This window comes from Synechococcus elongatus PCC 11801 (genome assembly GCF_003846445.2).
In the GTDB taxonomy this organism is placed as follows: domain Bacteria; phylum Cyanobacteriota; class Cyanobacteriia; order Synechococcales; family Synechococcaceae; genus Synechococcus; species Synechococcus elongatus_A.
In genome coordinates, this window is record NZ_CP030139.2 from 51184 (window position 1) to 76749 (window position 25566).

26 protein-coding genes and 1 tRNA gene are annotated in these 25566 nt (G+C 56.0%); 13 read left to right on the forward strand and 14 right to left on the reverse strand.

Annotated elements, in window-relative coordinates:
• Positions 1 to 368: 368 nt before the first annotated feature.
• On the reverse strand, positions 369 to 1388 hold the full coding sequence (locus DOP62_RS00265; RefSeq protein ID WP_208673590.1) for a type I glyceraldehyde-3-phosphate dehydrogenase: 1020 nt from the start codon (positions 1386 to 1388) through the stop codon (positions 369 to 371).
• Between the two features lie 280 nt (positions 1389 to 1668).
• Here DOP62_RS00265 and murC point away from each other — a divergent pair, with 280 nt between their 5' ends.
• Positions 1669 to 3105 carry a UDP-N-acetylmuramate--L-alanine ligase gene (murC, locus tag DOP62_RS00270; protein ID WP_208673592.1) on the forward strand — a complete coding sequence of 479 codons (1437 nt, stop codon included), beginning with the start codon at positions 1669 to 1671 and terminating at the stop codon, positions 3103 to 3105.
• Between the two features lie 13 nt (positions 3106 to 3118).
• Complete coding sequence (murB, locus tag DOP62_RS00275) at positions 3119 to 4012, forward strand: UDP-N-acetylmuramate dehydrogenase (protein WP_208673594.1); 894 nt, start codon at positions 3119 to 3121, stop codon at positions 4010 to 4012.
• Between the two features lie 15 nt (positions 4013 to 4027).
• Here murB and DOP62_RS00280 read toward each other — a convergent pair whose 3' ends face one another.
• The 6 genes from DOP62_RS00280 to DOP62_RS00305 are packed head-to-tail and all read right to left on the reverse strand — an operon-like array spanning position 4028 to position 9782.
• Entirely contained in the window at positions 4028 to 4453 is a 426-nt protein-coding gene (locus DOP62_RS00280) for a heavy metal-responsive transcriptional regulator (protein ID WP_208673599.1), read from the reverse strand.
• Between the two features lie 42 nt (positions 4454 to 4495).
• Entirely contained in the window at positions 4496 to 5755 is a 1260-nt protein-coding gene (locus DOP62_RS00285) for a SufS family cysteine desulfurase (protein WP_208673600.1), read from the reverse strand.
• Positions 5756 to 5764: 9 nt separating this feature from the next.
• Positions 5765 to 7102, reverse strand: coding sequence for a Fe-S cluster assembly protein SufD (sufD, locus tag DOP62_RS00290; protein WP_208673601.1), 1338 nt, complete (start codon positions 7100 to 7102; stop codon positions 5765 to 5767).
• Positions 7102 to 7887, reverse strand: coding sequence for a Fe-S cluster assembly ATPase SufC (sufC, locus tag DOP62_RS00295; RefSeq protein WP_208673602.1), 786 nt, complete (start codon positions 7885 to 7887; stop codon positions 7102 to 7104). The genes sufD and sufC overlap by 1 nt, the downstream gene beginning before the upstream one ends.
• A 48-nt stretch (positions 7888 to 7935) precedes the next feature.
• Positions 7936 to 9375: a Fe-S cluster assembly protein SufB gene (gene sufB / locus DOP62_RS00300; protein WP_208673603.1), complete on the reverse strand. Its 1440-nt coding sequence runs from the start codon at positions 9373 to 9375 to the stop codon at positions 7936 to 7938.
• 44 nt (positions 9376 to 9419) lie between these two features.
• Entirely contained in the window at positions 9420 to 9782 is a 363-nt protein-coding gene (locus tag DOP62_RS00305; protein WP_208673604.1) for a ferredoxin-thioredoxin reductase catalytic domain-containing protein, read from the reverse strand.
• A gap of 175 nt (positions 9783 to 9957) precedes the next feature.
• On the opposite strand from DOP62_RS00305, the gene sufR reads away from it, so the two are divergent.
• From sufR to DOP62_RS00320, 3 genes are read left to right on the forward strand one after another with little or no spacing between them, the layout of a single operon-like run.
• A complete protein-coding gene (sufR, locus tag DOP62_RS00310) occupies positions 9958 to 10602 on the forward strand; it encodes an iron-sulfur cluster biosynthesis transcriptional regulator SufR (protein WP_208673605.1) in 645 nt (214 codons plus the stop codon).
• Complete coding sequence (locus DOP62_RS00315; RefSeq protein ID WP_208673607.1) at positions 10599 to 11009, forward strand: hypothetical protein; 411 nt, start codon at positions 10599 to 10601, stop codon at positions 11007 to 11009. Before sufR ends, DOP62_RS00315 begins: the two co-directional genes overlap by 4 nt.
• Positions 11006 to 11503 carry a phosphoribosyltransferase gene (locus tag DOP62_RS00320; RefSeq protein WP_208673611.1) on the forward strand — a complete coding sequence of 166 codons (498 nt, stop codon included), beginning with the start codon at positions 11006 to 11008 and terminating at the stop codon, positions 11501 to 11503. Before DOP62_RS00315 ends, DOP62_RS00320 begins: the two co-directional genes overlap by 4 nt.
• 133 nt (positions 11504 to 11636) lie before the next feature.
• On the opposite strand, the gene DOP62_RS00325 is transcribed toward DOP62_RS00320, so the two are convergent.
• The 3 genes from DOP62_RS00325 to cbiB all read right to left on the reverse strand — a co-directional run bounded on the left by DOP62_RS00325 (position 11637) and on the right by cbiB (position 15329).
• Complete coding sequence (locus DOP62_RS00325; RefSeq protein WP_208673612.1) at positions 11637 to 13238, reverse strand: NAD(P)H-quinone oxidoreductase subunit 4; 1602 nt, start codon at positions 13236 to 13238, stop codon at positions 11637 to 11639.
• 143 nt (positions 13239 to 13381) lie between these two features.
• Positions 13382 to 14302 (reverse strand): homoserine kinase, encoded by a 921-nt coding sequence (gene thrB / locus DOP62_RS00330; protein ID WP_208673613.1) that lies wholly within the window; start codon positions 14300 to 14302, stop codon positions 13382 to 13384.
• A gap of 49 nt (positions 14303 to 14351) precedes the next feature.
• A complete protein-coding gene (gene cbiB, locus DOP62_RS00335; protein WP_370538823.1) occupies positions 14352 to 15329 on the reverse strand; it encodes an adenosylcobinamide-phosphate synthase CbiB in 978 nt (325 codons plus the stop codon).
• A gap of 245 nt (positions 15330 to 15574) precedes the next feature.
• Here cbiB and DOP62_RS00340 point away from each other — a divergent pair, with 245 nt between their 5' ends.
• From DOP62_RS00340 to fba, 3 genes are all read left to right on the forward strand, one after another.
• Positions 15575 to 16009: a VOC family protein gene (locus tag DOP62_RS00340; RefSeq protein WP_208673615.1), complete on the forward strand. Its 435-nt coding sequence runs from the start codon at positions 15575 to 15577 to the stop codon at positions 16007 to 16009.
• Positions 16010 to 16079: 70 nt separating this feature from the next.
• A tRNA-Lys gene (locus tag DOP62_RS00345) sits at positions 16080 to 16151 on the forward strand.
• Between the two features lie 232 nt (positions 16152 to 16383).
• On the forward strand, positions 16384 to 17457 hold the full coding sequence (gene fba, locus DOP62_RS00350; RefSeq protein WP_011242426.1) for a class II fructose-bisphosphate aldolase: 1074 nt from the start codon (positions 16384 to 16386) through the stop codon (positions 17455 to 17457).
• A gap of 253 nt (positions 17458 to 17710) precedes the next feature.
• Here fba and ftsH4 read toward each other — a convergent pair whose 3' ends face one another.
• Positions 17711 to 19585, reverse strand: a complete 1875-nt coding sequence (ftsH4, locus tag DOP62_RS00355; RefSeq protein ID WP_208673616.1) for an ATP-dependent zinc metalloprotease FtsH — start codon at positions 19583 to 19585, stop codon at positions 17711 to 17713.
• A 342-nt stretch (positions 19586 to 19927) separates the two neighbouring features.
• Here ftsH4 and DOP62_RS00360 point away from each other — a divergent pair, with 342 nt between their 5' ends.
• Complete coding sequence (locus DOP62_RS00360; protein ID WP_208673617.1) at positions 19928 to 20725, forward strand: TPM domain-containing protein; 798 nt, start codon at positions 19928 to 19930, stop codon at positions 20723 to 20725.
• Between the two features lie 187 nt (positions 20726 to 20912).
• Here DOP62_RS00360 and DOP62_RS00365 read toward each other — a convergent pair whose 3' ends face one another.
• The 3 genes from DOP62_RS00365 to DOP62_RS00375 are packed head-to-tail and all read right to left on the reverse strand — an operon-like array spanning position 20913 to position 23841.
• Complete coding sequence (locus DOP62_RS00365) at positions 20913 to 22325, reverse strand: NAD(P)(+) transhydrogenase (Re/Si-specific) subunit beta (RefSeq protein WP_208673619.1); 1413 nt, start codon at positions 22323 to 22325, stop codon at positions 20913 to 20915.
• Positions 22325 to 22618: an NAD(P) transhydrogenase subunit alpha gene (locus DOP62_RS00370; RefSeq protein WP_208673622.1), complete on the reverse strand. Its 294-nt coding sequence runs from the start codon at positions 22616 to 22618 to the stop codon at positions 22325 to 22327. Before DOP62_RS00370 ends, DOP62_RS00365 begins: the two co-directional genes overlap by 1 nt.
• Complete coding sequence (locus DOP62_RS00375) at positions 22615 to 23841, reverse strand: NAD(P) transhydrogenase subunit alpha (protein WP_208673625.1); 1227 nt, start codon at positions 23839 to 23841, stop codon at positions 22615 to 22617. The genes DOP62_RS00370 and DOP62_RS00375 overlap by 4 nt, the downstream gene beginning before the upstream one ends.
• Positions 23842 to 23977: 136 nt before the next feature.
• On the opposite strand from DOP62_RS00375, the gene DOP62_RS00380 reads away from it, so the two are divergent.
• From DOP62_RS00380 to DOP62_RS00395, 4 genes are read left to right on the forward strand one after another with little or no spacing between them, the layout of a single operon-like run.
• Positions 23978 to 24553, forward strand: a complete 576-nt coding sequence (locus tag DOP62_RS00380; RefSeq protein ID WP_208673626.1) for a DUF2808 domain-containing protein — start codon at positions 23978 to 23980, stop codon at positions 24551 to 24553.
• Between the two features lie 47 nt (positions 24554 to 24600).
• A complete protein-coding gene (gene rpmH, locus DOP62_RS00385; protein ID WP_011242384.1) occupies positions 24601 to 24738 on the forward strand; it encodes a 50S ribosomal protein L34 in 138 nt (45 codons plus the stop codon).
• A gap of 5 nt (positions 24739 to 24743) precedes the next feature.
• Positions 24744 to 25106 (forward strand): ribonuclease P protein component, encoded by a 363-nt coding sequence (gene rnpA / locus DOP62_RS00390; RefSeq protein WP_208673627.1) that lies wholly within the window; start codon positions 24744 to 24746, stop codon positions 25104 to 25106.
• Positions 25093 to 25479 carry a PH domain-containing protein gene (locus DOP62_RS00395; protein ID WP_208673628.1) on the forward strand — a complete coding sequence of 129 codons (387 nt, stop codon included), beginning with the start codon at positions 25093 to 25095 and terminating at the stop codon, positions 25477 to 25479. The genes rnpA and DOP62_RS00395 overlap by 14 nt, the downstream gene beginning before the upstream one ends.
• Positions 25480 to 25566 lie beyond the last annotated feature (87 nt).

Genomic DNA, 25566 nt, shown 5'->3' on the forward strand with positions numbered 1-25566 from the left:
CGGGAGACAGAGCATTGAGCGCTGTCATTTTGGCGCGATCGCACGGCGACTGTATCTGTGTTCAGGCTGGGAGGTCAAGGAAGACTGCGATCGTCAACAGACTGAACTAGGGGTGAACCTAAGCAACTTCACTCCTGACCCAGATAGAAATAGCAGTTGAAGAGTCCCGGCCTCGCTCTGCCAACGAATCCAAGGGATCAAAAGCAGAATCATGTTTTCAGCCTTCGTTTGACAGGCGAAAAGAATCTCAAATGCCGCCTTAGCACTGGAGGCATTCAATCAGTAAATGCTGCTGAACGAAGAAACAAAAAGCCCCCTGACATCAGGAGGCTACCGACACTTAAACCTTAAGAGGGATCAGACAACCCTTAAGCTACCCACTTGCGTGCGGCAAGTTCCGCCAAGTCCACAACCCGTTGGCTGTAGCCCCACTCGTTGTCGTACCAAGCAATCACTTTGACCATGTCGCCATCGAGCACGAGGGTCAAGCTGGCATCCACGATCGAAGATTCGTCCGTGCCGCGAAAGTCGGAAGACACCAAGGGTAGATCAGAGTATTTGATGATGCCCTTCATCGTGGTTTGTGCAGCTTTTTGCAAGACTTCATTGACCTGCTCGGTGATTGTCCGCTTCTCCACTTGAACCACGAGGTCAACCACGGAGACGTTCGGGGTGGGGACACGCAGCGCAATGCCGTTCAGTTTGCCTTTCAGTTCAGGAATGACCAAGGCAACGGCTTTGGCAGCGCCCGTTGTGGTCGGGACGATGTTGACTGCAGCAGCCCGTGCCCGACGCAGATCGCGGTGGCTGGCATCCAAGATGCGTTGGTCCAACGTGTAGCTGTGGGTGGTGGTCATCGTGCCTTTGATGATCCCAAAGTTCTCGTGCAGAACTTTGGCAACTGGCGCCAAGCAGTTGGTGGTGCAGCTGGCGTTGCTGATGACGGCGTAGTCTTCGTGGCGATATTCAGAGTCGTTGACACCGATCACATAGGTGCCGACGTCTTCGCCTTTGCCAGGAGCGGTGATCAGGACTTTCTTAGCGCCGGCTTGGATGTGCTTAGATGCGCCTTCAGCCGTGACAAATACGCCTGTCGATTCGATGACGAGGTCGATGTCCCATTCTTTCCAAGGCAGATTGAGGGGGTTGCGATCGCAGACGATTTTCAGCGTCTTGCCGTTGATGGTGATGGAGTTCTCGTCGTAGCTGATGTCAGCGTTGAAGCGGCCGAGAACTGAGTCATATTCCAGCAGGTGAGCAGCCGTCCGTGCATCCGAGGTGTTGTTAATGGCCACAACCTCTAGATCGGTGTTCTGCCGTCCAAACCAGCAACGCAGAAAATTCCGGCCAATGCGGCCAAAGCCATTGATCGCGACTCGAATCGTCACTGCCCTATACCCTCGTACGTGCGTTCAGGTGTAAATACCTATTAAGCTTTCTGATCATACTGCATTAAGACTCGCTCTTTCTGCTGAATCGCAGGACAAGATGCTAAGCTAAGCCGCTGCTTTGTATGCAGTGTCGAGGGTGAGTAGTCACTGGGCTAAATAGTCCTCGATTGACTTGGGGATCACGGTAAAAGCTAGACAGCAATGACAGCTTGTTTGTCAGAGCTTGCTATGATATCGCCGGATTTGAGTCCCTTAGTGTGGACGTGAGGGTTGACGGATGACGATCGCGGTAGACCTAGAGGGGCGCCCTTTTCACTTCATTGGCATTGGCGGCATTGGTATGTCAGCTCTTGCTCAAGTGGTGACTGAACGGCAGTTGCCAGTCTCGGGTTCCGATATCCGCCGCAGCCACATTACCGATCGCCTTGCGGATCTGGGGGCCCAGATTTTCGATCGCCAAGATGCTGCCAATCTGGCATTTTTTCAGGAAGCGGTCTCTGCTGGTCAATCCCCACAAGTCATTTGCTCTACCGCGATCCACGCTCATAACGAGGAATACCAGGCGGCTATTGATCTAGGTTGTCCGGTCTTTCATCGCTCCGATTTGCTGGCGGCACTGCTGCGGGTTTATGAAGGTATTGCAGTTGCTGGAACCCACGGTAAAACGACAACGAGTGGGCTGATTGCCTATCTGCTCTACCAAGCAGGTCTGGATCCAACCGTCGTGATTGGCGGCGAGGTCAATGCCCTAGGCGGTAACGCCCGCCTAGGACAAGGCCGTCACCTCGTGGCAGAAGCGGATGAGTCCGATGGCTCGCTGGTCAAACTGCAAGCAGCGATTGGCATCATCACCAACATTGAGCTGGATCACCCCGATCACTACTGCGACTTGGAAGCAGTGATCGCAACCTTCGAGACGTTTTCCAACAACTGCACCCAATTGGTCGCGAACTGGGACTGTCCCACGGTGCGCGATCGCATTCCGGGCACGATCAGCTACAGCCTTGATCCGACGCGGGGTGCAGATTACACCGTCGATCAAATCAGTTTCCGCGGTAGTGGGACCCAAGCTCGGGTCTGGGAGCGCGGTGAAATTCTCGGGCTCATTCACTTACCTCTCCTCGAAGCCCATAACCTCAGCAATGCGCTGGCGGCGATCGCTGCTTGCCGTCATTTAGGGATGGACTTTGCCAGCATTCGTGAAGGGTTGGCTGGTTTTGAAGGGGCTCGGCGTCGCTTTGAATTTCGGGGCTCTGCCCAAGGGATTCAATTCGTCGATGACTACGCGCACCATCCCAGTGAATTAGCAGCCACTTTGGCGGCAGCCCGGCTACAAATTGATTCGGGCTGCAGCCGTTTACCGGAAGTACCGAAGCGTTTGGTCGCGATTTTTCAACCCCATCGCTACAGTCGTACCCAAGCTTTCTTGGCCGAATTTGCCCAGAGTTTTGGCCCGGCTGATCTGGTCTTGATCAGTGATATCTATGCTGCGGGTGAACGCAATCCGGGACAGCTGAGTGGGCAGACCTTGGCTGATGCGATCGCCCAGCATCAAGACAACGTCCACTATGCTCCTGATTTGGAGGCGATTGAATCAGCTCTCCATCAGCTCTTGCAACCGGGTGATCTAGCGCTCTTCCTGGGCGCCGGTAATCTCAATCAAGTGATTCCCCGATTGTTGGCGTACTACGCCTGCGATCGCTCCGCAGCCTAGAATTTCAGGGCTGATGGAAGTTGTGATGTCACTCGAAGGACTGCGATCGGCTGTCTCACTGGCGCCACTGACGACGTTTCGGGTGGGTGGCACGGCGGAATTTTATTTGGAGCCGCAGTCTTCGGAAGCGATCGCTGCGGCTTGGCAGTGGGCTCAGTCTGAAAGTCTGCCGATCACGTTTTTAGGTGCCGGTTCTAACCTGTTGATCAGCGATCGCGGCTTGGATGGCTTGGTGATCAATTTGCGGCAACTCCAAGGTGCCCGATTTGATCCAGCAGCAGGTTTGATCCAAGTCGCTGCTGGTGAACCGATCCCACGACTCGCTTGGGCAGCTGCTCGGCAGGGTTGGCGTGGTTTGGAATGGGCGGTGGGCATTCCGGGCACGATCGGCGGAGCTGCAGTCATGAATGCTGGAGCTCAAGGCGGTTGCATGGCTGATAGTTTGCAATCGGTTCAAGTGATTACGCCGCGCGGTCTAGAAACCTGGTCACAGGCTGACTTGCAATATGATTACCGCCACTCAATCCTGCAATCGGGTCAGGCTTGTGTTGTCTCAGTGAACTTGCAGCTCCAGCCTGGATTTGAGCGATCGCAGGTCTTAGCGGATACCAGTGCCAATTTCCGACAGCGCAAACGTACCCAACCGTATCATCTGCCGAATTGTGGCAGCGTCTTTCGTAACCCCGAGCCGCAAAAAGCCGGGCAACTGATTGAAGCATGCAACTTAAAGGGCTATCAAATTGGTGATGCCCAGGTGTCTGAAATGCATGCCAATTTCATTTTGAACTGTGGCTCTGCCCGCGCCCAAGACATTCTTGATGTGATTCAGCACGTCCAAGGAACTGTACGCGATCGCTTTGGCGTCAGCCTTCATCCAGAAGTAAAAATGCTAGGCGAGTTTCAGTAGCGAAGTTTGGGCGTATTACGTCTGAGGAATTGTGGCAATTAGCGGACAGATCTCTGATTCTGCCAAGGTCTGAGGCTGAGGTGTTTGTTGCCAGCGATCGCGGTAGGACTCTAGCTGCGCTTTGAAGGTTTGAATCTGCTGGAGTTTCTCTTCTAAAGCTTCAATTTTTTGATTGAGTAGAGTCTGCACTAATCCGCAAGGGGGTGTGCCTTCGGCATAGACCGTCAGAATTTGTCGGATTTCCTCCAGTGAAAATCCTAAAGTCTGTGCCTGCCGGATGAATTGCAGGTGCTGAATCGTTTGGTGAGTGTAGTAGCGATAGCCATTTTCCCCCCGCGTACTGGGTTGAATCAGTTGCAGGGTTTCGTAATAGCGAATCGTGCCGACGGCGACCCCAACTTGTTTGGCGATTTCACCAATTTTGAGTAGTGCAGCGGTCAATGCGGGTAGTCCTTGAGCAACAGCACAAGTGATCGCGATCGCCTAAGCGAAAATTGCGCCAAAGAACTCAACGGCTTCTTTGAGCGAATCAATGAAGCGATCGATCTCTTCGGTCGTGTTGTAGAAATAGCAACTCGCACGCGCGGTTGATTGAATCTTTAATTCTTGATGCAAGGGTTGGGTGCAGTGATGGCCTGCCCGAATCGCAATCCCTGACTGATCAAGGATGGTTGAGAGATCGTGGGGATGCACGTCGCCAGCCGTAAAAGCAGCGAGGGCAGCGCGATGCGGATCCTGTTCCGGGGTTGGCCCGTAAACTTGTATTTCCGGAATTTCGGTCAGCCGCTGGAACAGATGTTGCGTCAGTTGCTGTTCGTAAGCGTGGATGCGGTCCATGCCGATCGCAGTGAGATAGTCGATCGCAGCACCGAGGGCGATCGCTTCTCCAATCGCGGGGGTTCCTGCCTCAAATTTGTGGGGCAAATCTGCATAAGTTGCGTGATCGAGGAAGACATCCGCGATCATTTCGCCGCCACCTAGGAAAGGCGGCATTTGACGCAATAGGTCGAGCTTGCCGTAGAGGAAACCAATGCCGGTTGGGGCACACATTTTGTGACCAGAACCGACGAGCCAATCACAATCGATCGCCTGCACATCGATCGCCTGATGGGGCAGACTTTGGCAGGCATCAATCAGTACTCGCGCACCCTTGGCATGGGCGAGCTGACAGATTTCCGTGACGGGATTGCAGCAGCCCAGTGTGTTGGACACGTGGACAACTGACACCAGTTTGGTGCGACCGCTGAGGAGGCTGCGGAACTGCTCGAGGTCGAACTGTCCTGTCTCAGTCACGCCGACGAATTTCAGCACCGCTCCCGTTTTGGCCGCTACAAATTGCCAAGGGATGAGGTTGCTGTGGTGCTCCATGGCCGAGAGGATGATCTCGTCACCGGCTTGGAGAAAATTCATGCCGAAGCTGTAGGCGACGAGGTTGATCGCTTCGCTGGCATTACGGGTGTAGACGATCTCCTGTTCGCTGCGAGCATTGACAAACCGCGCCACCTTTTGCCGCGCTGCTTCGTAGGCATCAGTTGCCTTGCCGCTGAGGGTGTGAACGCCGCGATGGACGTTGCTGTTGTAGCCCTCGTAGTAATCGACGAGGGACTGGATCACCGCTCTCGGCTTTTGCGAGGTTGCCGCGTTGTCGAGATAGACCAATGGGTTGCCGTTGACCTGCTGATGCAGGATCGGGAAGTCGGCACGAACCTCAGTCGCAAGATTGGTCAGGGCGATCGCAGTCATGGTTCAGCTCTAGGAGGCAGGAGAGGATTCCGGACGTTCGGCACGGCAGCTGACGCAGCGGCTAAGAGCCTCACGCAACTGTGCAGACGGTAGTTTTTGCAGGATTTCGCCAGCGAAAGCTTCAATCAGCAAATGGGTGGCGGCTGCCTGATCCAAGCCACGGCTTTGCAGATAGAAGATCTCGTCTTCGCTGAGCTGGCTGACGGTAGCGCCGTGGCTGCACTTGACGTCATCGGCAACGATTTCCAGTTGTGGCTTGGCGTCAATCCGTGCCCGCGGAGAGAGCAGAAGATTCCGGCTCAATTGCGCCGCATCGGTCTGCTGGGCAATTTGCGGCACCACCACGCGACCGCTGAACACTGCCCGACCACGATCGCTGGCAATGCACTTGTGCAGTTGCTGGCTGCGGCCATGGGGCTGGTTGAAGAAAATGCCGCTGTGAGTATCGACGAGGCGATCGCCATCGGCCAGACTCAAACCATCCAGAATCGTTTCGGCCTGCGAACCATTCTGAGCCGCCAGGTAATTGTGGCGCGACAGTTGAGCGCCGGTGCTGATCGCGATGCCGTGGTAGCGACTATCCCGTTCTTGCTGCACCGTCGTTGTACCGATGTGAACAGCACGATCGCCGTCCCGTTGAACGCGGCTGTGTTGCAGCTGAGCATTGGCACCCAGCTGAATTTCCGTGACGGCATTGACGAAGTAATCCGCCGTGCAGTCGTTGCCGAGTGGCGCAAAATCTTCGATCACCGTCAGGGCACTATTCGCGCCCAGTTCAATCAAGGCCCGGGGCTGACTAAACGCTGTATCGCTGGTGCTGCTGCTAATCCAGAGCAGATGCAGGGGTTGCGCGATCGCAGCTCCGGCAGCCACCCGAATCACAGCTGCTTGACTAAAGCCCGCCGTATTCAGCGTGGCAAACAGGTCGTCGGCCAGTAAGTTTTGGGCGATCGCAGCATCAAAGCCAACCGTCAGACTCAGTCCTTCTGGCCATTCCGTACTGGAAAGCGCCGGCTGAAATTGACCATCAACAAAGACGGCTCGCAGCGGCACGTCCGCCAGCAAAAGCGGTTCGACGAAATCTGCCTCTGCTGTCGCCGGTGCTGCCAAAAAAGATCGCTTCAGCAGCAAGGAAAGATCGGTGAACCGCCAGTCTTCAACTTTCGTCGAAGGGATTGCCAAATCAGCAAGGCGATCGCGAGCTTGGGCTTGCAACGACTCAGCCCCGGCTGCGGACTGCCCTAAATTCAGCAGTTGCTGGAGAACGGTTTGCCGTTGCTCGACGGCGGAAACCGGCGCAGCATCGGAGTTGACTTGCTCCAGAGGAGAAACCACAGAAAGCGTCATTAGACTACCGCTCCTGCCAAAGCTTGGTCGACCCATTCGTAGCCGGTTTCTTCCAGCTCCAGCGCCAATTCGGGGCCACCGGTGCGAATGATCCGGCCTTCCGCCATCACATGCACAAAGTCGGGTTTGATGTAGTCGAGCAGGCGCTGATAGTGCGTGATCAAAATTGTGGCGTTGTCAGCATTGGCTAACTGATTGACGCCGTCGGAAACGATCTTGAGTGCGTCAATATCTAGGCCAGAATCAGTTTCGTCTAGGATTGCGAGACTCGGTTCTAGCAGCGCCATCTGCAGGATTTCGTTACGCTTTTTCTCGCCGCCCGAGAAGCCTTCGTTGACGCCACGGCCGAGAAAATCGGGATTCATTTTGACCACATCCAAGCGGGTTTCCACCAGCTCTTGGAAGTCAAAGGCATCCAATTCTTCTTGGCCTGCAGCCTTGCGACGGGCATTGACTGCGACGCGTAAGAAATCGAGGTTGCTGACGCCAGGAATTTCTAGCGGATATTGGAAGGCCAAAAAGACCCCAGCGCGCGATCGCTCTTCCGGTTCGAGTGCCAGCAGATCCTGCCCTTTGTAGGTGACGCTGCCACCGGTGACGCGGTAGGCCGGATGCCCTGCTAAGACTTTGGACAGGGTGCTTTTGCCAGAGCCATTGCGGCCCATAATTGCGTGGATTTCACCGGCGCGTACTTCGAGATTGACGCCCTTGAGAATGGCAGCGTCTTCAACCTCAGCTGTCAGATCCTGAATCGACAGGATCACATCACTGTTTTCGATAATCACGAGTCGTTCCTGCGGACAAAACGATGGGTCAATGGTGAAGAAATGGGGTTAGCCGACTGAGCCTTCCAGTTTGAGGCTGAGTAGGCGATCGGCTTCGACGGCAAATTCCATCGGCAGCTGATTGAAGACGTCCTTACAGAAGCCGCTGATCAACATCGACACTGCGTCTTCGAGGGAGATGCCCCGTTGCTGGAAGTAGAAGAGCTGATCTTCGCCAATTTTGCTGGTCGAGGCTTCGTGCTCAACTTGAGCATTGGCGTTTTGGACTTGGATGTAGGGGAAGGTGTTCGCAGCAGCGCGATCGCCAATCAACATCGAGTCACATTGGCTGTAGTTGCGTGCCCCTGTCGCCTGTGGCCCTACTTTGACCAAGCCGCGATAGCTATTCTGCGATCGTCCAGCAGAGATGCCCTTGCTGACGATCGTGCTGCGGGTGTTTTTGCCGATGTGCACCATCTTGGTGCCAGTGTCGGCCTGCTGGCAGTTGTTGGTCAGCGCCACGGAGTAGAACTCACCAACGCTGTTGTCGCCAACCAGCACGCAACTGGGGTATTTCCAGGTGATTGCTGAGCCGGTTTCCACCTGCGTCCAAGAAATCTTGGAATTGCGACCCTTGCAGAGACCGCGCTTGGTCACGAAGTTGTAGATGCCGCCCTTGCCGTTTTCATCGCCGGCGTACCAGTTTTGAACGGTCGAGTATTTAATCTCGGCATCATCCAAGGCCACCAGTTCCACCACCGCCGCATGCAGCTGGTTGGTGTCGAACATCGGTGCGGTGCAGCCTTCCAAATAGCTGACGTGGCTGCCTTCCTCGGCAACGATCAGCGTCCGCTCAAACTGACCGGTGTCGCCGCTGTTGATTCGGAAGTAAGTTGACAGTTCCATCGGGCAGCGGACGCCCTTGGGAATGAAGACAAAGGAGCCGTCACTAAAGACTGCAGAGTTGAGCGCTGCGAAGTAGTTGTCGCCAATCGGCACCACACTGCCGAGGTACTGCTTCACCAGTTCGGGATATTCCCGTACGGCTTCTGAAATGGAGCAGAAAATTACGCCTTCTTCAGCGAGCTTTTCGCGGAAGGTGGTGGCGATTGAAACGCTGTCAAACACCGCGTCAACAGCCACATTCGCTAGCCGCTTCTGTTCGCTGAGGGGAATCCCCAGCTTCTCAAACGTCTCTAACAGCGTCGGATCGACTTCATCCAAGCTCTGCTTCTTCTCAGCTTTTTGCTTGGGTGCTGCGTAGTAGACGATGTTTTGGTAGTCGATCGCGGGATAGCCCACCGCTGCCCAATCCGGCTCCTCCATCGTCAGCCAGCGACGATAGGCCTTGAGCCGAAATTCCAGCATCCACTCTGGCTCTTCTTTCTTGGCCGAAATCAGACGCACAACGTCCTCACTGAGGCCCTTGGCAATCTTTTCGGTCTCAATGTCGGTGACGAAGCCGTATTTGTAAGGCTGGTTAACCAGCGCTTGCACCGTGGCGCTCATGAATGGCGGTTCTCTCTCAGGGCAGCGGCAGACAGGCGATCGCGTTAAGCAGGGTGAGTCAGACTGCGAATTTGTTCCAGACTGATCTCTTGATTCGGCCCAGCGAATTCGTTTTCCGGCGTCAGGAACAGCATGCAGTGGCATTCCTTGCGTTCGCGCATGGGCACGCATGGGCAATTCCAAAACGCCGCTTCCACTTCGGCTTGCTTGTCTTCGTAGTGACGACAAGGGCAGAGAGCAGCCCCCAGATCTTCCTTGTGCTTAGCCAAGCCTTCCAGCACCACGGCTGTCACCCCGGGGTCGACACAAAAATAGGTGCCGCTCCGTTTGGCGTAGGTTTCAGCAAACTTCCGCATGGTCTCCAAGCTTTTGTCGGAGGCTGAAGCGGGGCTGGTCGTCTGGGTCATGGGAAGAAGAGGGGAATGACGAAGTCGGTATAATCTGGGTTGAACAACACAGACGTTGCTTAACTACCTTAGGTTATTTGAACAACATCAATGTTGTCAAAGTCTTGGGTTCAAGTGCGTCCGCTGCGATCGCTGCCAAGTCCATCCAGATTCCCTCTTGCATTGTAGAAAGCGAATGCCCCCCGCTCACAGCCCTACAACGAAAGAAGCGATTCTCAGTCTTTTGCTAGAGCAAGGGCAAGCAACGTCTGCGGCGATCGCGGAAGCCCTCGCAATTAGTCTCCAAGCGGTGCGGCGGCATCTCAAGGATTTAGCCACAGAAGGTCTGATTGAACAGGAAGCGGTTGTGGCTGGCATGGGACGGCCGCAATATCATTTCCGGCTGAGCCGCCAAGGGCGATCGCAGTTTCCCAGTAGCCACGATCGCTTTGCGGTGGATTTGCTGGACAGTCTCTCCGAAATGTTGCCGCCCCAAGAGTTTGAAGCAGTTTTGGCTCACCAATGGCGTCGCAAGGCCGAGGTCTATCGGCAACAGTTGGGGCAGGGCAGTCTGGCCGATCGTTTGCAACAGTTGGCTGCCTTACGGCAGGCCGAAGGCTTCATGGCCGAAGTCCATCCGGCACCCGATCGCAGCCCGCCCGCTTTTGTGATCACGGAATATAACTGTGCGATCGCCAGTGTCGCCGAGTCCTTCCCCCGCGTCTGTGACCACGAGCTGGCCTTGTTTGCCGAAACCCTGCCCGACTGCCATGTGGAGCGCACTCACTGGCTGATCGATGGTGAACATCGCTGTGGCTACTTGATTCAACCTCAACCATGACTGCTGATCCCTTTGCCAACTTGCTCAGCCTTGAGGAAGTGTCTGCGATTGAAGCGACCTTACTCCCTGCCCGCGATCGCTTTTCCCTGCGGCTGGCGGCTTATTCCCTGCGCCTCCTGCAAGCATTAGCTGCTGATCAGCAATTAGCGATCGCCGCGATCGAAGCGCCGCAACTACAGGCTTGGTTGCAACAGTCTCCCCAACTTGCTGAGGCCCTGAAGCAACAAGGTTTGACGGTCGATCAATCGTTTCTCAATTTTTGGACAAGGCTGTTGCTTTCGGCCAAGCAGCCGCTCAGTCAAGCGGCGACTGCTGCATCGATTTCACTAGAGCAACTCGATTTAACAACGGTGATCGACTGGTATCGCCAGCAATTCCAGCCTGATGCTGGGCTGCCAACGGCATGACGGCGGTTTTGCAGGTCGATTGGCTGGCCTATCAGACCCTAATTGAGCAAGTCGCGATCGCGATTCAGCAATCAGATTGGCGGCCGCAACAGGTTCTTGCGATCGCGCGGGGCGGTCTTTATTTAGGCGATGCCCTCTCGCGCATCTTGCAAGTGCCGCTGGCAGTGATGGCGGTGCAATCCTACGGTGGTGAAGCAGGTCGCGATCGCGGTGCCGTTCAGATTGGTGCCAACATCGCCATGACCAGCGATCGCCTACTCAGTCCGCTACTGCTGGTCGATGACCTCGTGGATTCCGGCGAAACCCTGCAGCAAACCAGGGTCTGGCTGCAACAAACCCAAAAGGTTATGGAGCTGCGCACAGCTGTCCTTTGGCAGAAACCCAGTAGCCAGTTTCAGCCGGATTTTGTGGCACAAGTCCTGACTGATAATCCTTGGATTGAACAGCCCTTTGAAACCTATGATCGCTGGGGTCGTCGGCCAGGACACCCCTAAAATGACCTATCGGTCTACTGGCAAGTTCAAGCAACTCAACCTCCTCCAACGAAAAATCTCCTCCCTCGCAATGAGAGAGGAGATGCAGTGCAGCAAGTGCTCCTGCTGATCAATCAAGTGCTTCAGTGAGGACTTAATCGATCACAGGGGCGGAGACCATGGAGACTGCCGTCGTTTCTTCACCCGTTGGCATCTGCGAGTAGAGACTTCCTTGCTGAGTCAAGGCAACGGTAGGTAGATTCGCCTGCACTTGAGCGGCTAAAGCAGTGGTCGTGGCGTCATAGACCTGAGTGGTCAGCTTCGGATAGAAACCGATCGCCAAGGTGGGAATGAGCAAGCAGAAGGTGATGAACAGCTCACGGGGCTTAGCATCTGCCAGCACTTGGCCCAGTTGCAGGTTGTAGTTGCCGTAAAAGATCCGGCGCAGCATCGAAAGCAGATACATGGGCGTCAGGATCAAGCCCACGGCGGCCAGCAGGATAGTTACGGTGCGGAAGCCACTGCTGTAGACACTGTCGGTGAAGCCGAGGAAAACCGTGAGTTCACTGACAAAACCACTCATACCCGGCAGCGCCAAGGAAGCCATCGCCGTCGCCGTGAACAGTGCAAAGGTGACGGGCATTTGCTTGGCAAGACCGCTGATTTGCGGAATTTGCAGCGTGTGGGTGCGTTCATAGGCAACGCCTGCCAAGAAGAACAGTGCTGCTGCAATCAAGCCGTGGGAGAGCATCTGCAACAGGGCGCCATTCAGACCCAAGCTGTTGTAGGCCGCAATTCCCAGCAGGACAAAGCCCATGTGCGAGATCGAAGAGTAGGCGATCTTGCGCTTGAGGTTGTCTTGGGCAAAGGCGTTGAACGCACCGTAAATGATGTTGACGATGCCCAGAACGGCAAGAACAGGCGCAAAGTGGATGTGCGCTTCCGGCAGCAGTTGTACGTTGAAGCGAATCAGCGCATAGCCCCCCATCTTCAAGAGGATGCCAGCCAGCAGCATTGATCCGGGTGCATTGGCTTCGCCGTGAGCGTCCGGCAGCCAAGTATGGAGCGGGAAGACTGAGAGTTTGACGCCAAAAGCGATCAAGAAGCCAGCGTAGGCTAGCAGTTCCAGCCAGAAACTATAGTTCTTGAGGCCGAGTTCAGTCAGGTCAAAGCTAAAGCTATCACCGCTGAAGGCCAGAGCCAGACCCGCCACCAAGATGAACAGTGAGGCAAGGGCGGTGTAAAGGATGAATTTAGTGGCGGCGTACTGCCGTTTGGGGCCACCCCAAATCGAGATCAGCAGGTAGACCGGCACCAGCTCCAATTCCCAGACGAGGAAGAAGAGCATCATGTCTTGGGCTGTGAAAACGGCAATCTGAGCGCCGTAAAGCAGCAGCAGCAGGAAATGGAAGAGCTTGGGCTTGACGTTGATGTTCCACGAGGCCAGGATAGCCAGCGTCGTGACCAATCCGGTCAGGAGCACCAAGGGCATCGACAGGCCATCGACAGCCAGGGACCAGTTGAGGCCGATTTGCGGAACCCAGCTAATCTTTTCGACCATTTGCAGCCCAGCTTCGCTGCGATCGAAATGCTGCCAGAAGGCGTAGACCATCAACGCAAAATCCGCCAGCCCCACCAATAGGGAGTACCAGCGGACTGTCCGGCCATCCTTATCAGGGATTAACGGAATGGGGAGTGCTGCCACGATTGGCAACAGGATGATGCTCGTAAGCCAGGGAAATTGTTCGCTTGTCATCGGGTCTCCAGGTGCAAGCCTGGTCGATAAGCAGATTTGCTTAGTGGCTCGGCATCCAGTATATACCCGAGCTGAGTAGAAATACTCAAGTCAGCGATCGCCACTCTTTCTTGATTGTAAAGTTTTATGACACGATCGTGACTTTAATTTTCGGCTTCCGATTCGACAAGCGTCCCAGTCTGGGCGATCGCCAGAATTTCAGCTCGGACAGACAGTCCAGTTGCTTGCCAGGTTGTCTGCATGGCTTGTCGCACTGCTTCAGCGTGATCTGGGCTGGCGATCGCCAATAGGGTCGGGCCGGCACCGCTGATCACTAGGCCAAAAGCGCCAGCCTTCAAAGCAGCAGCTTCCACCACTTCATAGCCGGGAATCAGCACCTGACGATAGGGCTGATGGAGGCGATCCTGGAGAGCGGCTGCTAGCCATTCACCATTGCCACTGGCTAGCGATCGCACCACGAGACCGACATGAGCAGCGTTGAAGATCGCATCACTGCGGCTGTATTGCGTGGGGAGAACCTGACGCGCTGCTTCCGTTGAGAGTTCGAAGTCCGGGATGGCAACGACCGGAATCAAGTCAGAGTGCCAGTCGAGATCGGCGATCGCCCACTGATTTTGGCGATCGCGAGCGGCTAAGCGACAACCGCCCAGCAGCGCCGGCACCACATTGTCAGGATGACCTTCCAGTTCCGTCGCCAGATCGCAAAGTTGAGCGTTGGTCCACGGGTTGCCTGCCAGCGCATTCGCACCGACAAGACCGGCCACGATCGCGGTCGCAGAACTCCCTAAGCCTCGTGCCAGCGGCACCGCCAGCTCAATCTCCAACCGGAGGGCAGGGACAGGCTGCCCCTGCTTTTCAAAGAAGGCAGCAAAGGCTTGATAAACCAGATTGTCGCGATCGCCACTAATCTTCTCGGCATCGAGGCCGCGAGCCGTAATCTCCAGCTCACCTGAAGGTGCCACCGAAAACCAAAACTGGTTGTAGAGCGTTAGGGCTGCCCCAAGGCAGTCAAAACCCGGCCCGAGGTTGGCCGTCGTAGCGGGAACAGCGACACGAACGCGCATGAGATATGGAAAAAGCCTTTCCCAGAATACTGGGCTGAGGGGACGCCTCTCAGCGCCCTTGAAGCAGGAGCAAAACCGTAATTACCGCCAACCACAACAGGAAAGCGATGCGGGTCAGACGCAAGGCTTGCTGAATCACCGTGGTGTCCAGCGATCGCACCGGATCCCCCAATAGTGGCTTCGAGACAATTTGGCCTTGGTAGTGGTTGTCGCCACCGACTTGCACACCGAGGGCCGCTGCATAGGCTGCTTCACTCCAACCCGCATTAGGACTGGGATCCGCTGGTGCATCGCGGCAACAGATTTGCCAGACTTGCTGAGGTCGACCGCTGAGGATCGCGATCGTCAGCACCACGCAGCGGCAGGGTAGCCAAGTCCAGACATCTTCGCTGCGAGCTGGGAACCAACCAAGATGGGTATAGGGCGGACGGCGATAACCCACCATTGAGTCCAGAGTGCTGGCGGCTTTGTAGGCGATCGCTAAAGGGACAGGGCCAAGTCCTAGCACTGCACTCAGTCCGGCATAGAACAGCGGTGCCAATACGCCATCCGTCGCGTTTTCAGTCACAGTTTCCAGCACCGCTCGCTGAATCTCGGTCGCCGAGAGCTGATCGGTATCGCGACCTACATAGCGACTCAGGGCGATTCTGGCTGCTGGCAAATCATTAGCCACTAAAGGCTTCAGAACTTCTGCCGCCGCCTCGCGCAGACTCCGACCGGCGAAACAACTCGCCAGCAGAATCACCTGTAATCCTGCCGAGAGGAGTGGCGACCAACGAGCAATCGCGTCAAAGACTGCCCAACTGGCGATCGCGCTACCAGCCACTAGAACAATCGTCAGGACCACGCCTGAGATCCGCTGAGCGATCGGAGATTTCAGCCAGCGAAACGTCCAGTCGCGCCAGCGAGCAATCACCCAACCCAAGGATTGCACCGGATGCGGCCAGCCCCAGGGATCGCCCACGCCATAGTCCAGCAGAGCCGCCAGCCCCAAGACCGCGATCGCCGTCAGTGACGCAGACATCATGATTGCCCTTGGAGTGCTGTTTGAGCCTCAAACCCAAATGCCTGCTCCCGCAAGTCAACTAATCGCAATGTCTGACTCTTACCCATGAAGTCCCACCGATCATCCTGTTGCGGGGGGGGCTGGGGGAGTCGAGTCCCCCAGTGCGTGGGTGTGGGGGTGCGCAATCACCCCCACGGACAAAGGTTTTGATTGATAGACCAGAATCATCACAACTCAACCATCCACACCCACTTGCACCCTGCCCCATGCATCACGTCTCGATCCGAACAGCCAATATCCATCGCGCGATCGCCTTCTACGAACTTCTAGGATTTCAGGTTTGCGAGCGCTTCACTGCCGGCTACACCTTGGCTTGCTGGATGGAAGGTTTGGGCGGCCGCATCGAACTCCTGCAAGTCCCCCAACCCCAACCTGCCGCTGATGCCTTCCACGACGAGCACTACACCGGCTACTACCATCTCTCCTTTGACCTGACTGAGCAGACGCCAAATCTTAGTCAGTGGCTGGATGGGTTTCAGGCCAGACTACAGGCTCAGGGCGAAGACCTAGCCCCAGTGTTGCTGACTCCGCGCCAGCAACAGATTGGAAGCACTATCTACGAAGTGATGTTTTTGGCCGATCGCGATGGTCTGCCGCTGGAATTTCTGCGCCTGCAGGCCCGCCTCGCCTCATCTGACTGAAATCCTTGCGGCGATCGCTTGCGGAGCAAGGCACTTATGCTAAATTAGAAAACGTGCCTCAATCAGGCATGGGTCGCTAGCTCAGCGGTAGAGCACTCGGCTTTTAACCGATTGGTCCTGGGTTCGAATCCCAGGCGACCCATTTTTTCAGTAGTCACCATTAGCTCTTGTGTAGGCTGTTAGTAATTGCAGTCCTGAACTAGGGATCTGCGATGACAGGGCAGTCGTTTGAGGAGCGATCGCGGCTTGATCCCGCTTAGCATTGCTCGCGACCGTCTGCAGGGCTGCCCTTAGCCTAAGATTGTTTGAACAGAGAGTTGCGGCCTGGTCGAACAGGTCGTCAGCATTCAGGAACCCAAGTCGGAGGACCTTCTATGGCGCTCGTACCCTTGCGGCTCATGCTTGATCATGCAGCTGAGAACGAATACGGCATTCCTGCTTTCAACGTCAACAACCTGGAGCAGGTTCAGTCGATTCTGCAAGCGGCAGACGAAACTGATAGCCCTGTCATTCTGCAAGCGTCTCGGGGTGCCCGTAGCTACGCTGGCGAAAACTTCTTGCGCCACCTGATTCTGGCGGCTGTGGAAACCTACCCCCACATCCCCATCGCCATGCACCAAGACCATGGCAACAGCCCGGCCACTTGCTACTCCGCCATCAAAAACGGCTTCACCAGCGTGATGATGGACGGCTCTTTGGAAGCCGACGCTAAAACCCCTGCAAGCTACGAGTACAACGTCGAAGTGACCCGCCAAGTGGTGGATGTGGCTCACTCGATCGGCGTCAGCGTCGAAGGCGAACTGGGTTGCTTGGGCTCCTTGGAAACCGGCAAAGGCGAAGCAGAAGACGGCCACGGCTTTGAAGGCACTCTCGATCATTCGCAACTGCTGACCGACCCCGACCAAGCGGTTGACTTCGTCGAAAAAACGCAAGTTGACGCCCTGGCCGTTGCGATCGGTACCAGCCACGGTGCTTACAAATTCACCCGCAAACCGACGGGCGAAATCTTGGCAATCAGCCGCATCGAAGAAATCCACCGTCGTCTGCCCAACACCCACTTGGTGATGCACGGTTCTTCGTCGGTGCCCCAAGAGTTGCTGGAACTGATCAACGAGTACGGCGGTCAAATTCCGGAAACCTACGGCGTTCCCGTCGAAGAGATCCAAAAAGCGATCAAACTCGGCGTCCGCAAAATCAACATCGACACCGACAACCGCTTGGCCTTCACGGCTGCGGTTCGTGAAGCAGCGGCCAAAGACCCCAGCAACTTTGACCCCCGCCACTTCAACAAACCGGCGATCAAGTACATGAAACAAGTGTGCGTCGATCGCTACGTGGCCTTCAACACCGCTGGCCAAGCTAGCAAGATCAAGCAAGAAGGTTTGGATGAGTTCGCAGCAAAATACGCCAAAGGCGAACTGCGCGCTCAAACCAAAGTGTTTGCCTAAACCCTAAGGAGGCGATCGCGCCTCATTTGACCTCTCTGGAGTGCAGCGGAATTCCCATCTGGGGGTTCCGCTTTTTTGTGGGTCGCGGCAAGCTCAGTCCTCTCCGGAGCCTCTAGCACTTGCCTGCGCAATTCTCGAGCGAACTCATGACTACTCTGGAAGAAACCCTCATGGTTGGCGCGATCGCGCCTATAAAAGACCCTCCTCCACTCACTGCGAAGAAGGGTCTCGTTATTGAATTGCGACAGATGACTTACGCCGGTTGGAGTTCTGGCAGTTCAGCGCGCTGAAGCAGGGCTTGCAGTTCTTCGCCTTCAATCACTTCCACATCGAGGATGCGCTGGGCAATTTCCTCGAGGAGGTCACGATTACGTTGCAGAATGGCCAGTGCTTGCTCATGGCCCTCGTCTACGAGTTGCTTCACCTCGGCATCGATTGCCTTGGCGGTTTCATCACTGACCCGACGACGAGGATTCATCCCCTCCCCTCCGAGAAAATTGTTACCGCCTCCTTTATCGAAGGCCAGCGGTCCTAGGACTTGGCTCATGCCATAGGTCGTGACCATTTGCTCAGCCACATCCGTAGCCCGCTGCAGGTCATTTGATGCCCCGGTGGTGATGCTGCCGAAGATAATCTCTTCCGCCGATCGCCCACCGAGAAGGGTGGCAATCTGGCCTTTCAATTCCTCCGCACTGAGCAAGAAGCGATCTTCCGTCGGTAGTTGCAGGGTATAGCCCAGGGCCGCCATGCCGCGAGGCACGATCGAAATCTTGGCGACTTTGCTGCCTCCAGGCATCAAAGCGCCGACAATCGCATGCCCGACTTCGTGATAGGCAACGATCCGTTTTTCGTTCTCGTTGAGTACACGGCTCTTCTTCTCAAGGCCGGCGACTACCCGCTCGATTGCTTCGTTGAGGTCGGCTTGCGCCACTTGGGTGCGACCATTACGCGCGGCGAGGAGTGCCGCTTCGTTGATCAGGTTGGCTAGATCAGCACCTGCAAACCCAGACGTGCGTACTGCGATCGCTTGCAGATCGACCTCAGGATCGAGCTTGACCTTGCGGCCATAGATGTCGAGGATGGCCTTCCGCCCAGCCAAGTCAGGACGATCAACCAGGACTTGGCGATCGAAACGACCCGGTCGCAACAGGGCTGGATCGAGGGTTTCCGGTCGGTTGGTGGCCGCTAGGACAATGACGGTGGCTCCATCCGCTGAGAAGCCATCCATCTCGGTCAGCAACTGGTTGAGGGTCTGCTCGCGTTCGTCATTGCCCCCCATAAAGTTGCCGCTGGCACGGGACTTGCCGATTGCATCCAATTCGTCGATGAAGACGATACAGGGAGCCTTTTGTTTGGCTTGTTCAAACAGGTCGCGGACCCGAGCAGCGCCCGCCCCAACGAACAGTTCAACAAATTCAGAGCCCGAAATGGAGAAGAACGGCACTCGCGCTTCGCCAGCGACGGCCTTGGCCAGCAGGGTTTTACCCGTCCCTGGCGGCCCCACGAGCAGCACCCCTTTGGGGATGCGGGCGCCAATGTTGAGGTAGCGTTCGGGGGTTTTCAGGAAATCAACAATTTCCTGTAGCTCTGCCTTGGCTTCTTCAACCCCTGCAACATCACCGAAGGTGGTACGGGTATCATCACCCTCGACGTAGACCTTGGCGCGACTCTTGGTAAAGGAAAGCGCTCCCTGTGGGCCGTTGCGGGCTTGACGAGCAGCAAAAAATTGCAAGACCCCGATAAAGATCAGGGGTGGAATAATCCAGCCCAGCAAGGTTGTGAAGAAGTTCCCTTTCTGGGGCGGGGCGGCGGCAAACTCAACCCCTTTTTGTTCCAGTCGTTGCGGGAGTTCTAAGTCAAAGATCGGCGTTGTGCTCAGGACATCGCCAGCCTTACCCTCAACATCATCCTTGAGTTGATAGCGAATCTGTTCCTGGGTGATGTAGGCACGGGCTACCAAACCATCATTCACCTGATCGATGAACAAGCTGTAGGGCACCCGAGACACCTGTGGACTGCCCACACCGGGGATCAATCCAATCAGCAGAAAGAATAGACCCACGCCAAACAAAACCAGGCTGATAATGCGATTGCGGCTGGGCCGCGTGGGATTCTCCTTGATGGCCATGAACGCTCTCACATGGAGGGGCTTTGGAATCACGGTAGCCTAACGGCGATCGCGAGTCATTCGGTTATCGACACTCCACCGCGATCGCCCCAGATTGGGACGCTGCTGACTAAGTCTTGAGTCATTCTTAAAAACTGGTATCCGCTTTGCCGACGGGTACGATTTGCGAAACCGATGGCCTTGCCTCAATTGAAGGTGGTTTTTCAGGCTTTCTCTAGCACGCTAGAAATCCTGGGGAGGTGATGAGAGCGGGAGTCGGCTTGCTACGATGAGAGTCTTATTAAGAATTGTGATTTTTGCTGCATTGCCTTGTCCTTTTTCCGCGCCGTTCCGGTACTGCCCATGTTGACCTCCTGGCTTCCGAAACTCTGTGCTGCGATCGCGGCGCTATTGCTATTCATCCCTGCTGCGCCAGCTCACGCCTTCAATAACCCGGAGCTGTTACCTGATAGCCCCACGCCCATCATCGATCTGGCTCGCGTTCTCACCGATACCCAAGAGCAACGCCTCGCGCGGGAACTCAACCAGTTTGAGGAGGAAACTGGCTGGAAGCTGCGGGTGCTGACGCAGTTCGATCGCACGCCGGGCCTCGCCGTGCGGGATTTTTGGAACCTAGATGAGCGCAGTGTCCTGCTGGTCGCAGATCAACGGGGCGGGAATTTACTCAACTTCAATGTCGGCGAAGCCTTCTACGCCTTTATGCCCCGTACCTTTTGGGTGGAGTTACAAACCCGCTACGGCAACCAGTTCTATGTGCGCGACCATGGCGAAGACCGAGCGATCTTCGACTCTCTACATTCCATCGAAGGGTGTCTCCGCCAAGGCGGGTGCAGTGTGGTGCCAGGACTCCCTCAAGAGCAATGGATCCTCACACTCGTCACCTCTGTTCTGGGCGGCTTGGTCTGTGGTTTTACAGCTCACCCCCGTAAGCCGGGCCAAGTCATTGCTTGGCAATGGGTTCTGATCTTTTCGCCGCTTTGGGGCATTCTGTTCATTGCCTTCGGCATTGGGCCGGTGATCACGCGGACTTCCGACTGGCTACCGCTATTCCGCAACGTCGCTGGTTTCTTGGTCGGGGCTTTAGGGGCTTATCTGATTTATCAATTCCGAGGTGCGAATTCCTCAACGCCAGCCCAGTAGGCGATCGCAACTCATTCGTAGCTTCGTGGCTGAGTGCACTGGACATTGCCCCTGACTGGAGTCAATCACTGCAGAATCATCACTCAGCCCTGTGACTAGCAGGAGCCATCGAAATCGAATCAGTAAAACCCCTTCTAGGTCAAAGCTCAGAAGGGGTTTTTTGTTGAGTTGCAATCGACGTCGATTGTTAAATCAATTCCTTGACTGCACCCACAAGCTGAGAGACAACATCGCGGGCACTGCCAAAGAGCATGACGGTGCGATCGCCGTAGAAGAGTGGATTGTCGATGCCAGCATAGCCATTGGCCATACTGCGCTTGATCACAATCGTTTGACGGGCGCGATCGACATCCAAAATCGGCATGCCATAAATCGGGCTGCTGTTATCGAGGCGAGCGGCAGGATTGACGACATCATTGGCGCCGATCACCAGGGCAACATCCGTGTGTTCAAACTCGGAATTAATCGACTCCAAGTCGTAGAGCTGAGCGTAGGGGACATTGGCCTCTGCCAGCAGGACATTCATATGTCCCGGCATCCGACCAGCGACGGGGTGAATTGCATACTTCACTTCCACACCAAGACGGTGCAGTTGTTCAGCTAACTCTCGGACAGTGTGCTGTGCTTGGGCCACTGCCATGCCATAACCCGGCACAATCACGACTGAACGGGCGTAGCCCAGCAGCATCGCTCCTTCTTCAGAATCAATCTGCCGGGCATTGCGATCGCCTGCGGTTGCTGCCTCTCCCGAGCCAGTGCTAGCGGTGGCTACTAGCCCCGAGAAGAGAACGTTAGTTAGCGATCGGTTCATCGCTTTGCACATAATCACCGTCAGGATCAAGCCCGAAGCGCCGACGAGGGCACCCGCGATGATCAGGAGATTGTTGTTGACGGCAAAACCAGCTGCACTGGCTGCCAGACCCGACAACGAGTTGAGCAGCGCAATGACCACGGGCATATCGCCACCACCCACAGGGGCCACGAAAAACAGCCCCAGCAGGATTGTGGCGATCGCGAGTGCGCTAAGAACCGCGAAGGCAGTAGGTGCCTGGGGGGCAACGAGGAACAGCACAGCACCACTCACAAAGCCCAGCAGGAGCAGCACACTCCACAGCCGATGCTGAGGCAAAGTCAGGGGCTGACCGCTGATTAAACCTTGCAACTTGGCGAAGGCGACGAGGCTGCCGCTTAAGGTGACGCCGCCAATCAGCAGCCCCAGGATCAGGGCAATCAGAGTTGGGAGTTGGTGCACTGTTGTCATCGGCACCTGCGCTAGGCGCAAGTATTCTGCGATCGCCACTAAGGCGGAGGCAGCTCCACCCAAGCCATTGAGCAAGGCCACCATCTGCGGCATGGCAGTCATCACCACCTTCTGAGCGGAGACAATGCCGGCCACACTGCCCAGACCGACGGCCAAGAGCGGTAACCACGGATCATGTAGATCTGGGTGAAAGGCGGTGCCCAGCACCGCCAAGCCCATGCCAGCGGCCCCCAGATAATTGCCCTGGCGAGCCGTGGCAGGATGGCCTAGTTGCTTCAAGCCCAGAAAGAAAAGAATGGTCGCAGCGAGATAGCTGCTTTGAACCCACAGTTCTCGCATCACTTCGTCTCCCGTGCTTTGAACATCGCCAACATGCGATCAGTCACCCAGAAGCCGCCCACCACATTCACTGTGGCCAAGACAGCCGCTGCAAAAGCTAATCCTTTGAGAAGTGGTGGGCCTTCTCCACCCAAGAGCGTTAGAGCACCTAGCAAGACAATGCCGGAGATGGCATTGGCGCCCGACATCAGGGGGGTGTGGAGTGTCGGCGGTACTTTGTTGATGACTTCGAGACCCGCAAAGCTGGCCAACGTAAAGACAAATAGAGCGGCAAACCAGTTGGTGATAGTCATACAGCCTCCGGCACAGGCATGGGCTTCGGTTGCGGTGGAAAACGTCGAGCACCGGCAGTGACAACGCAGCAGCCCGCGATGATCTCGTCTTCCAGCGGAAGTTGAAGCTGACCTTCGTGACAGATCAGGGGAAGCAGGGCCAGTAGGTTTCGACCGAACAGGAAGCTGGCATCGTGGGGAAGTCCTGCTGCGATCGCCGTGGGACCCAGCACTTTCACCCCATCGATATCCACGTCGCGGCCGGGGCTAGTCAGTTCACAGTTGCCGCCGCGTTCAGCTGCTGCATCGACAATGACCGTCCCGGGTTGGAGTTGCGCCACCATCGTTGCCGAGATCAGGCAAGGAGCTGGCTTGCCCGGCACTTGCGCTGTAGTCACAATCAGGTCGGCTTGCTGCAGATGGGGCAGAAGCCCAGCGCGCAGTCGCACCATGCTGTCCTCATTGAGCTGTTTGGCGTAGCCACCGCCAGCTTCAGCAGACTCGCTCAAGTCGACTTCAATGAATTTCGCCCCGAGGCTTTGGACCTCTTCAGCTGCACTTTGGCGCACATCAAAGGCACTGACGACGGCTCCTAGTCGGCGAGCTGTGGCGATCGCCTGTAACCCAGCGACCCCAGCACCAAGCACCATAACTTTGGCAGGGGGAATGGTACCAGCGGCTGTCGTCAACATGGGCAGATAGCGTCCGAGAGCCGTGGCCCCTAGAAGCACGCTGCGGTAGCCAATAATGCTGGCTTGGGAGGATAAGACATCCATCGCCTGCGCCCGACTGATACGGGGAATCAGTTCCAAGCTGAGCGCAGAAACCCCCTGGGCAGCGAGGCGATCGAGACTGGCGGTTTGTGACCAAGGATCGAGCAGACCTATCAAACAAGCCCCAGCTTTGAGCCAGCCTAGGGGAGTAGATTCCTCACTACTCCAAGGCCCGATCGAAAGAACCAGATCGGCTTCACGCCACAGGGTTTCGATCTCGTCGCTGACTTCAGCGCCAGCGGCTTGATAGTCGCGATCGCTCAGCCCCAACCAGCGGCCGGCTCCACTTTGAACTTGAATCGTTGCGCCCGTCAGTTGTTTGAGACGGGCAAGCTGCGAGGGCAGCATGGCGACACGGCGCTCCTGCAGCCCCGGCTCACAGGGAATCAAAATCTTCATTACGGTTTGCTGACGGGATTCCGCCGCGTTGTCGAAACAGCCTTCTGCTGGGCAGTTGACCGGTGATCGCATCCTAGGAGCGGCTTTTTAGGGGATCAGCAATTTTCAAGATGCTTTCGGGATTCCAGCCAAGGAAGCGTAACAATTCAGGAACCGCAATGTTGGCCCGCTCGTCATAATGGTCGTGTTTGCCCATCCCTAATCCGCTATGGCTCGTTCTCGTCTATTCCCTGTCGCCGCTGCGATTGCCTGTGCAACGGGGCTGGCAGCTGTTTCCGTCCCGCCTGTGCTAGCGCAAGGCCTGCCGGGACTGACCCTGCGTTGGAATGGTAATGAAGGCGGATTTCGGGAGTTGAAATACTTCCTGAACAGTGGCACCGTCGGTGCGCTCGATCGCTACACCCTCGCGATTCCCGGTCGTGAAATTGAACAGGCGATTCAACAGCTGACGATTACCTATCCGACCTATTACACCGGCTCCTTTAGCGACGATAAAGTTTCCCTGCGCATCTGCCGACTGGGCAATGTTCTCTCGCGTACCCGTTGTGATGAAGTTGTTCCCCTCAGCGATCGCGATATCGATCGCGACAACGGTCGCATCGACTTCTACCCGCAGGCACCGATCCCGGCTGGCACGACCTTGGGTGTTGTCTTTGAAGGCGTGATCAACCCGAATAACCCGGGGATGTTCCAGTTCAACGCCTCGGCTTTGTCGCCCGGTGACTTGCCGATCAGTCGCTACTTGGGCAGCTGGATCGTCACGATCGATCTCCGTAACAACTAGAGACAGATGCTACGATTAAAAATTGTGATTTTTGAACCGGCACAGTTATGACTAAGCGCACCCTCGAAGGAACCAACCGGAAGCGGAAGCGCACTTCTGGCTTCCGGGCGCGGATGCGCTCCGCCACCGGTCGTCGCGTGATTAAAGCTCGTCGCAGCAAAGGTCGGGCTCGTCTCGCTGTCTAAGACCCTTGGCTCTGCCTCGTTGCCATCGGCTGCGACAACGCGATCGCTTTCCAGCACTGTATCGAGGGGGTCGAAAACTTTCGACGCCCTCGCTTTTGTTTCGCTGGCTTCCCCAGCCTGAATCAAGCGCATCCAGTCGGTTTGCGATTGTGGTCAGCCTGAAAGTGCACAAGCGAGCGGTGCGTCGTAATCTCCTGCGACGCCGACTACAAGCGGCTTTGCTGCAACTGCGCGAGCGCCTGCGACCAGGCTTTGATGGCTTGCTCACCGTCAAGACGGGGATTGACCTCAACACCAGCACGGCTGAGTTTTTGCAAGAATTAGAAGACCTTTTAACTCGGGCAGAGATTATCCATGGCCGTCAATGAAGAAGTGTTCTACGAAGGTGGGCCCCACAAAGGCGACCTGATTTTGAACCTGCTGATTGGGCTAACACTCGTTGGCCTTCCCTTGGCTGTGGGCGCGATCGTGCGGGCGCTGTGGTTGCGCTTTCGGATTACTAATCGCCGGATTACCGTCACCGGTGGCTGGCAGGGGCGTGAACGTAGTGAGATTATCTACTCCGAAATTGCCGATCTAGTCAGCATTCCCCGTGGTTTGGGCTTCTGGGGCGATATCTGCTTGATCCTCAAGGATCGCTCTCGCCTCGAAATGCGATCGGTGCCCAACTATCGTGGCGTTGTCGAGTTCATCAAAACCCAGATGGCTGCGAAGCAAGCAAAAACAGTGACGGCTGCTTAACGCACGACACGTTAATCTGCAGCACAGTATCTCAACGAAACCCTCGATGGCACTCGGTAGGTTGGATTCCCATCCAAGCCTGTCAGC

What these genes read in the sequence shown, in the direction of transcription:
- DOP62_RS00305 (WP_208673604.1), bottom strand. Translation starts at nt 9,782, where the DNA reads ATGACCCAGACGACCAGCCCCGCTTCAGCCTCCGACAAAAGCTTGGAG.
- DOP62_RS00370 (WP_208673622.1), bottom strand. Translation starts at nt 22,618, where the DNA reads ATGACTATCACCAACTGGTTTGCCGCTCTATTTGTCTTTACGTTGGCC.
- ftsH4 (WP_208673616.1), bottom strand. Translation starts at nt 19,585, where the DNA reads ATGGCCATCAAGGAGAATCCCACGCGGCCCAGCCGCAATCGCATTATC.
- DOP62_RS00320 (WP_208673611.1), top strand. Translation starts at nt 11,006, where the DNA reads ATGACGGCGGTTTTGCAGGTCGATTGGCTGGCCTATCAGACCCTAATT.
- DOP62_RS00285 (WP_208673600.1), bottom strand. Translation starts at nt 5,755, where the DNA reads ATGACTGCGATCGCCCTGACCAATCTTGCGACTGAGGTTCGTGCCGAC.
- DOP62_RS00325 (WP_208673612.1), bottom strand. Translation starts at nt 13,238, where the DNA reads ATGACAAGCGAACAATTTCCCTGGCTTACGAGCATCATCCTGTTGCCA.
- fba (WP_011242426.1), top strand. Translation starts at nt 16,384, where the DNA reads ATGGCGCTCGTACCCTTGCGGCTCATGCTTGATCATGCAGCTGAGAAC.
- sufR (WP_208673605.1), top strand. Translation starts at nt 9,958, where the DNA reads ATGCCCCCCGCTCACAGCCCTACAACGAAAGAAGCGATTCTCAGTCTT.
- DOP62_RS00380 (WP_208673626.1), top strand. Translation starts at nt 23,978, where the DNA reads ATGGCTCGTTCTCGTCTATTCCCTGTCGCCGCTGCGATTGCCTGTGCA.
- DOP62_RS00365 (WP_208673619.1), bottom strand. Translation starts at nt 22,325, where the DNA reads ATGCGAGAACTGTGGGTTCAAAGCAGCTATCTCGCTGCGACCATTCTT.
- DOP62_RS00360 (WP_208673617.1), top strand. Translation starts at nt 19,928, where the DNA reads ATGTTGACCTCCTGGCTTCCGAAACTCTGTGCTGCGATCGCGGCGCTA.
- murC (WP_208673592.1), top strand. Translation starts at nt 1,669, where the DNA reads ATGACGATCGCGGTAGACCTAGAGGGGCGCCCTTTTCACTTCATTGGC.
- thrB (WP_208673613.1), bottom strand. Translation starts at nt 14,302, where the DNA reads ATGCGCGTTCGTGTCGCTGTTCCCGCTACGACGGCCAACCTCGGGCCG.
- DOP62_RS00315 (WP_208673607.1), top strand. Translation starts at nt 10,599, where the DNA reads ATGACTGCTGATCCCTTTGCCAACTTGCTCAGCCTTGAGGAAGTGTCT.
- DOP62_RS00340 (WP_208673615.1), top strand. Translation starts at nt 15,575, where the DNA reads ATGCATCACGTCTCGATCCGAACAGCCAATATCCATCGCGCGATCGCC.
- murB (WP_208673594.1), top strand. Translation starts at nt 3,119, where the DNA reads ATGGAAGTTGTGATGTCACTCGAAGGACTGCGATCGGCTGTCTCACTG.
- DOP62_RS00375 (WP_208673625.1), bottom strand. Translation starts at nt 23,841, where the DNA reads ATGCGATCACCGGTCAACTGCCCAGCAGAAGGCTGTTTCGACAACGCG.
- DOP62_RS00395 (WP_208673628.1), top strand. Translation starts at nt 25,093, where the DNA reads ATGGCCGTCAATGAAGAAGTGTTCTACGAAGGTGGGCCCCACAAAGGC.
- sufB (WP_208673603.1), bottom strand. Translation starts at nt 9,375, where the DNA reads ATGAGCGCCACGGTGCAAGCGCTGGTTAACCAGCCTTACAAATACGGC.
- cbiB (WP_370538823.1), bottom strand. Translation starts at nt 15,329, where the DNA reads ATGATGTCTGCGTCACTGACGGCGATCGCGGTCTTGGGGCTGGCGGCT.
- rpmH (WP_011242384.1), top strand. Translation starts at nt 24,601, where the DNA reads ATGACTAAGCGCACCCTCGAAGGAACCAACCGGAAGCGGAAGCGCACT.
- sufD (WP_208673601.1), bottom strand. Translation starts at nt 7,102, where the DNA reads ATGACGCTTTCTGTGGTTTCTCCTCTGGAGCAAGTCAACTCCGATGCT.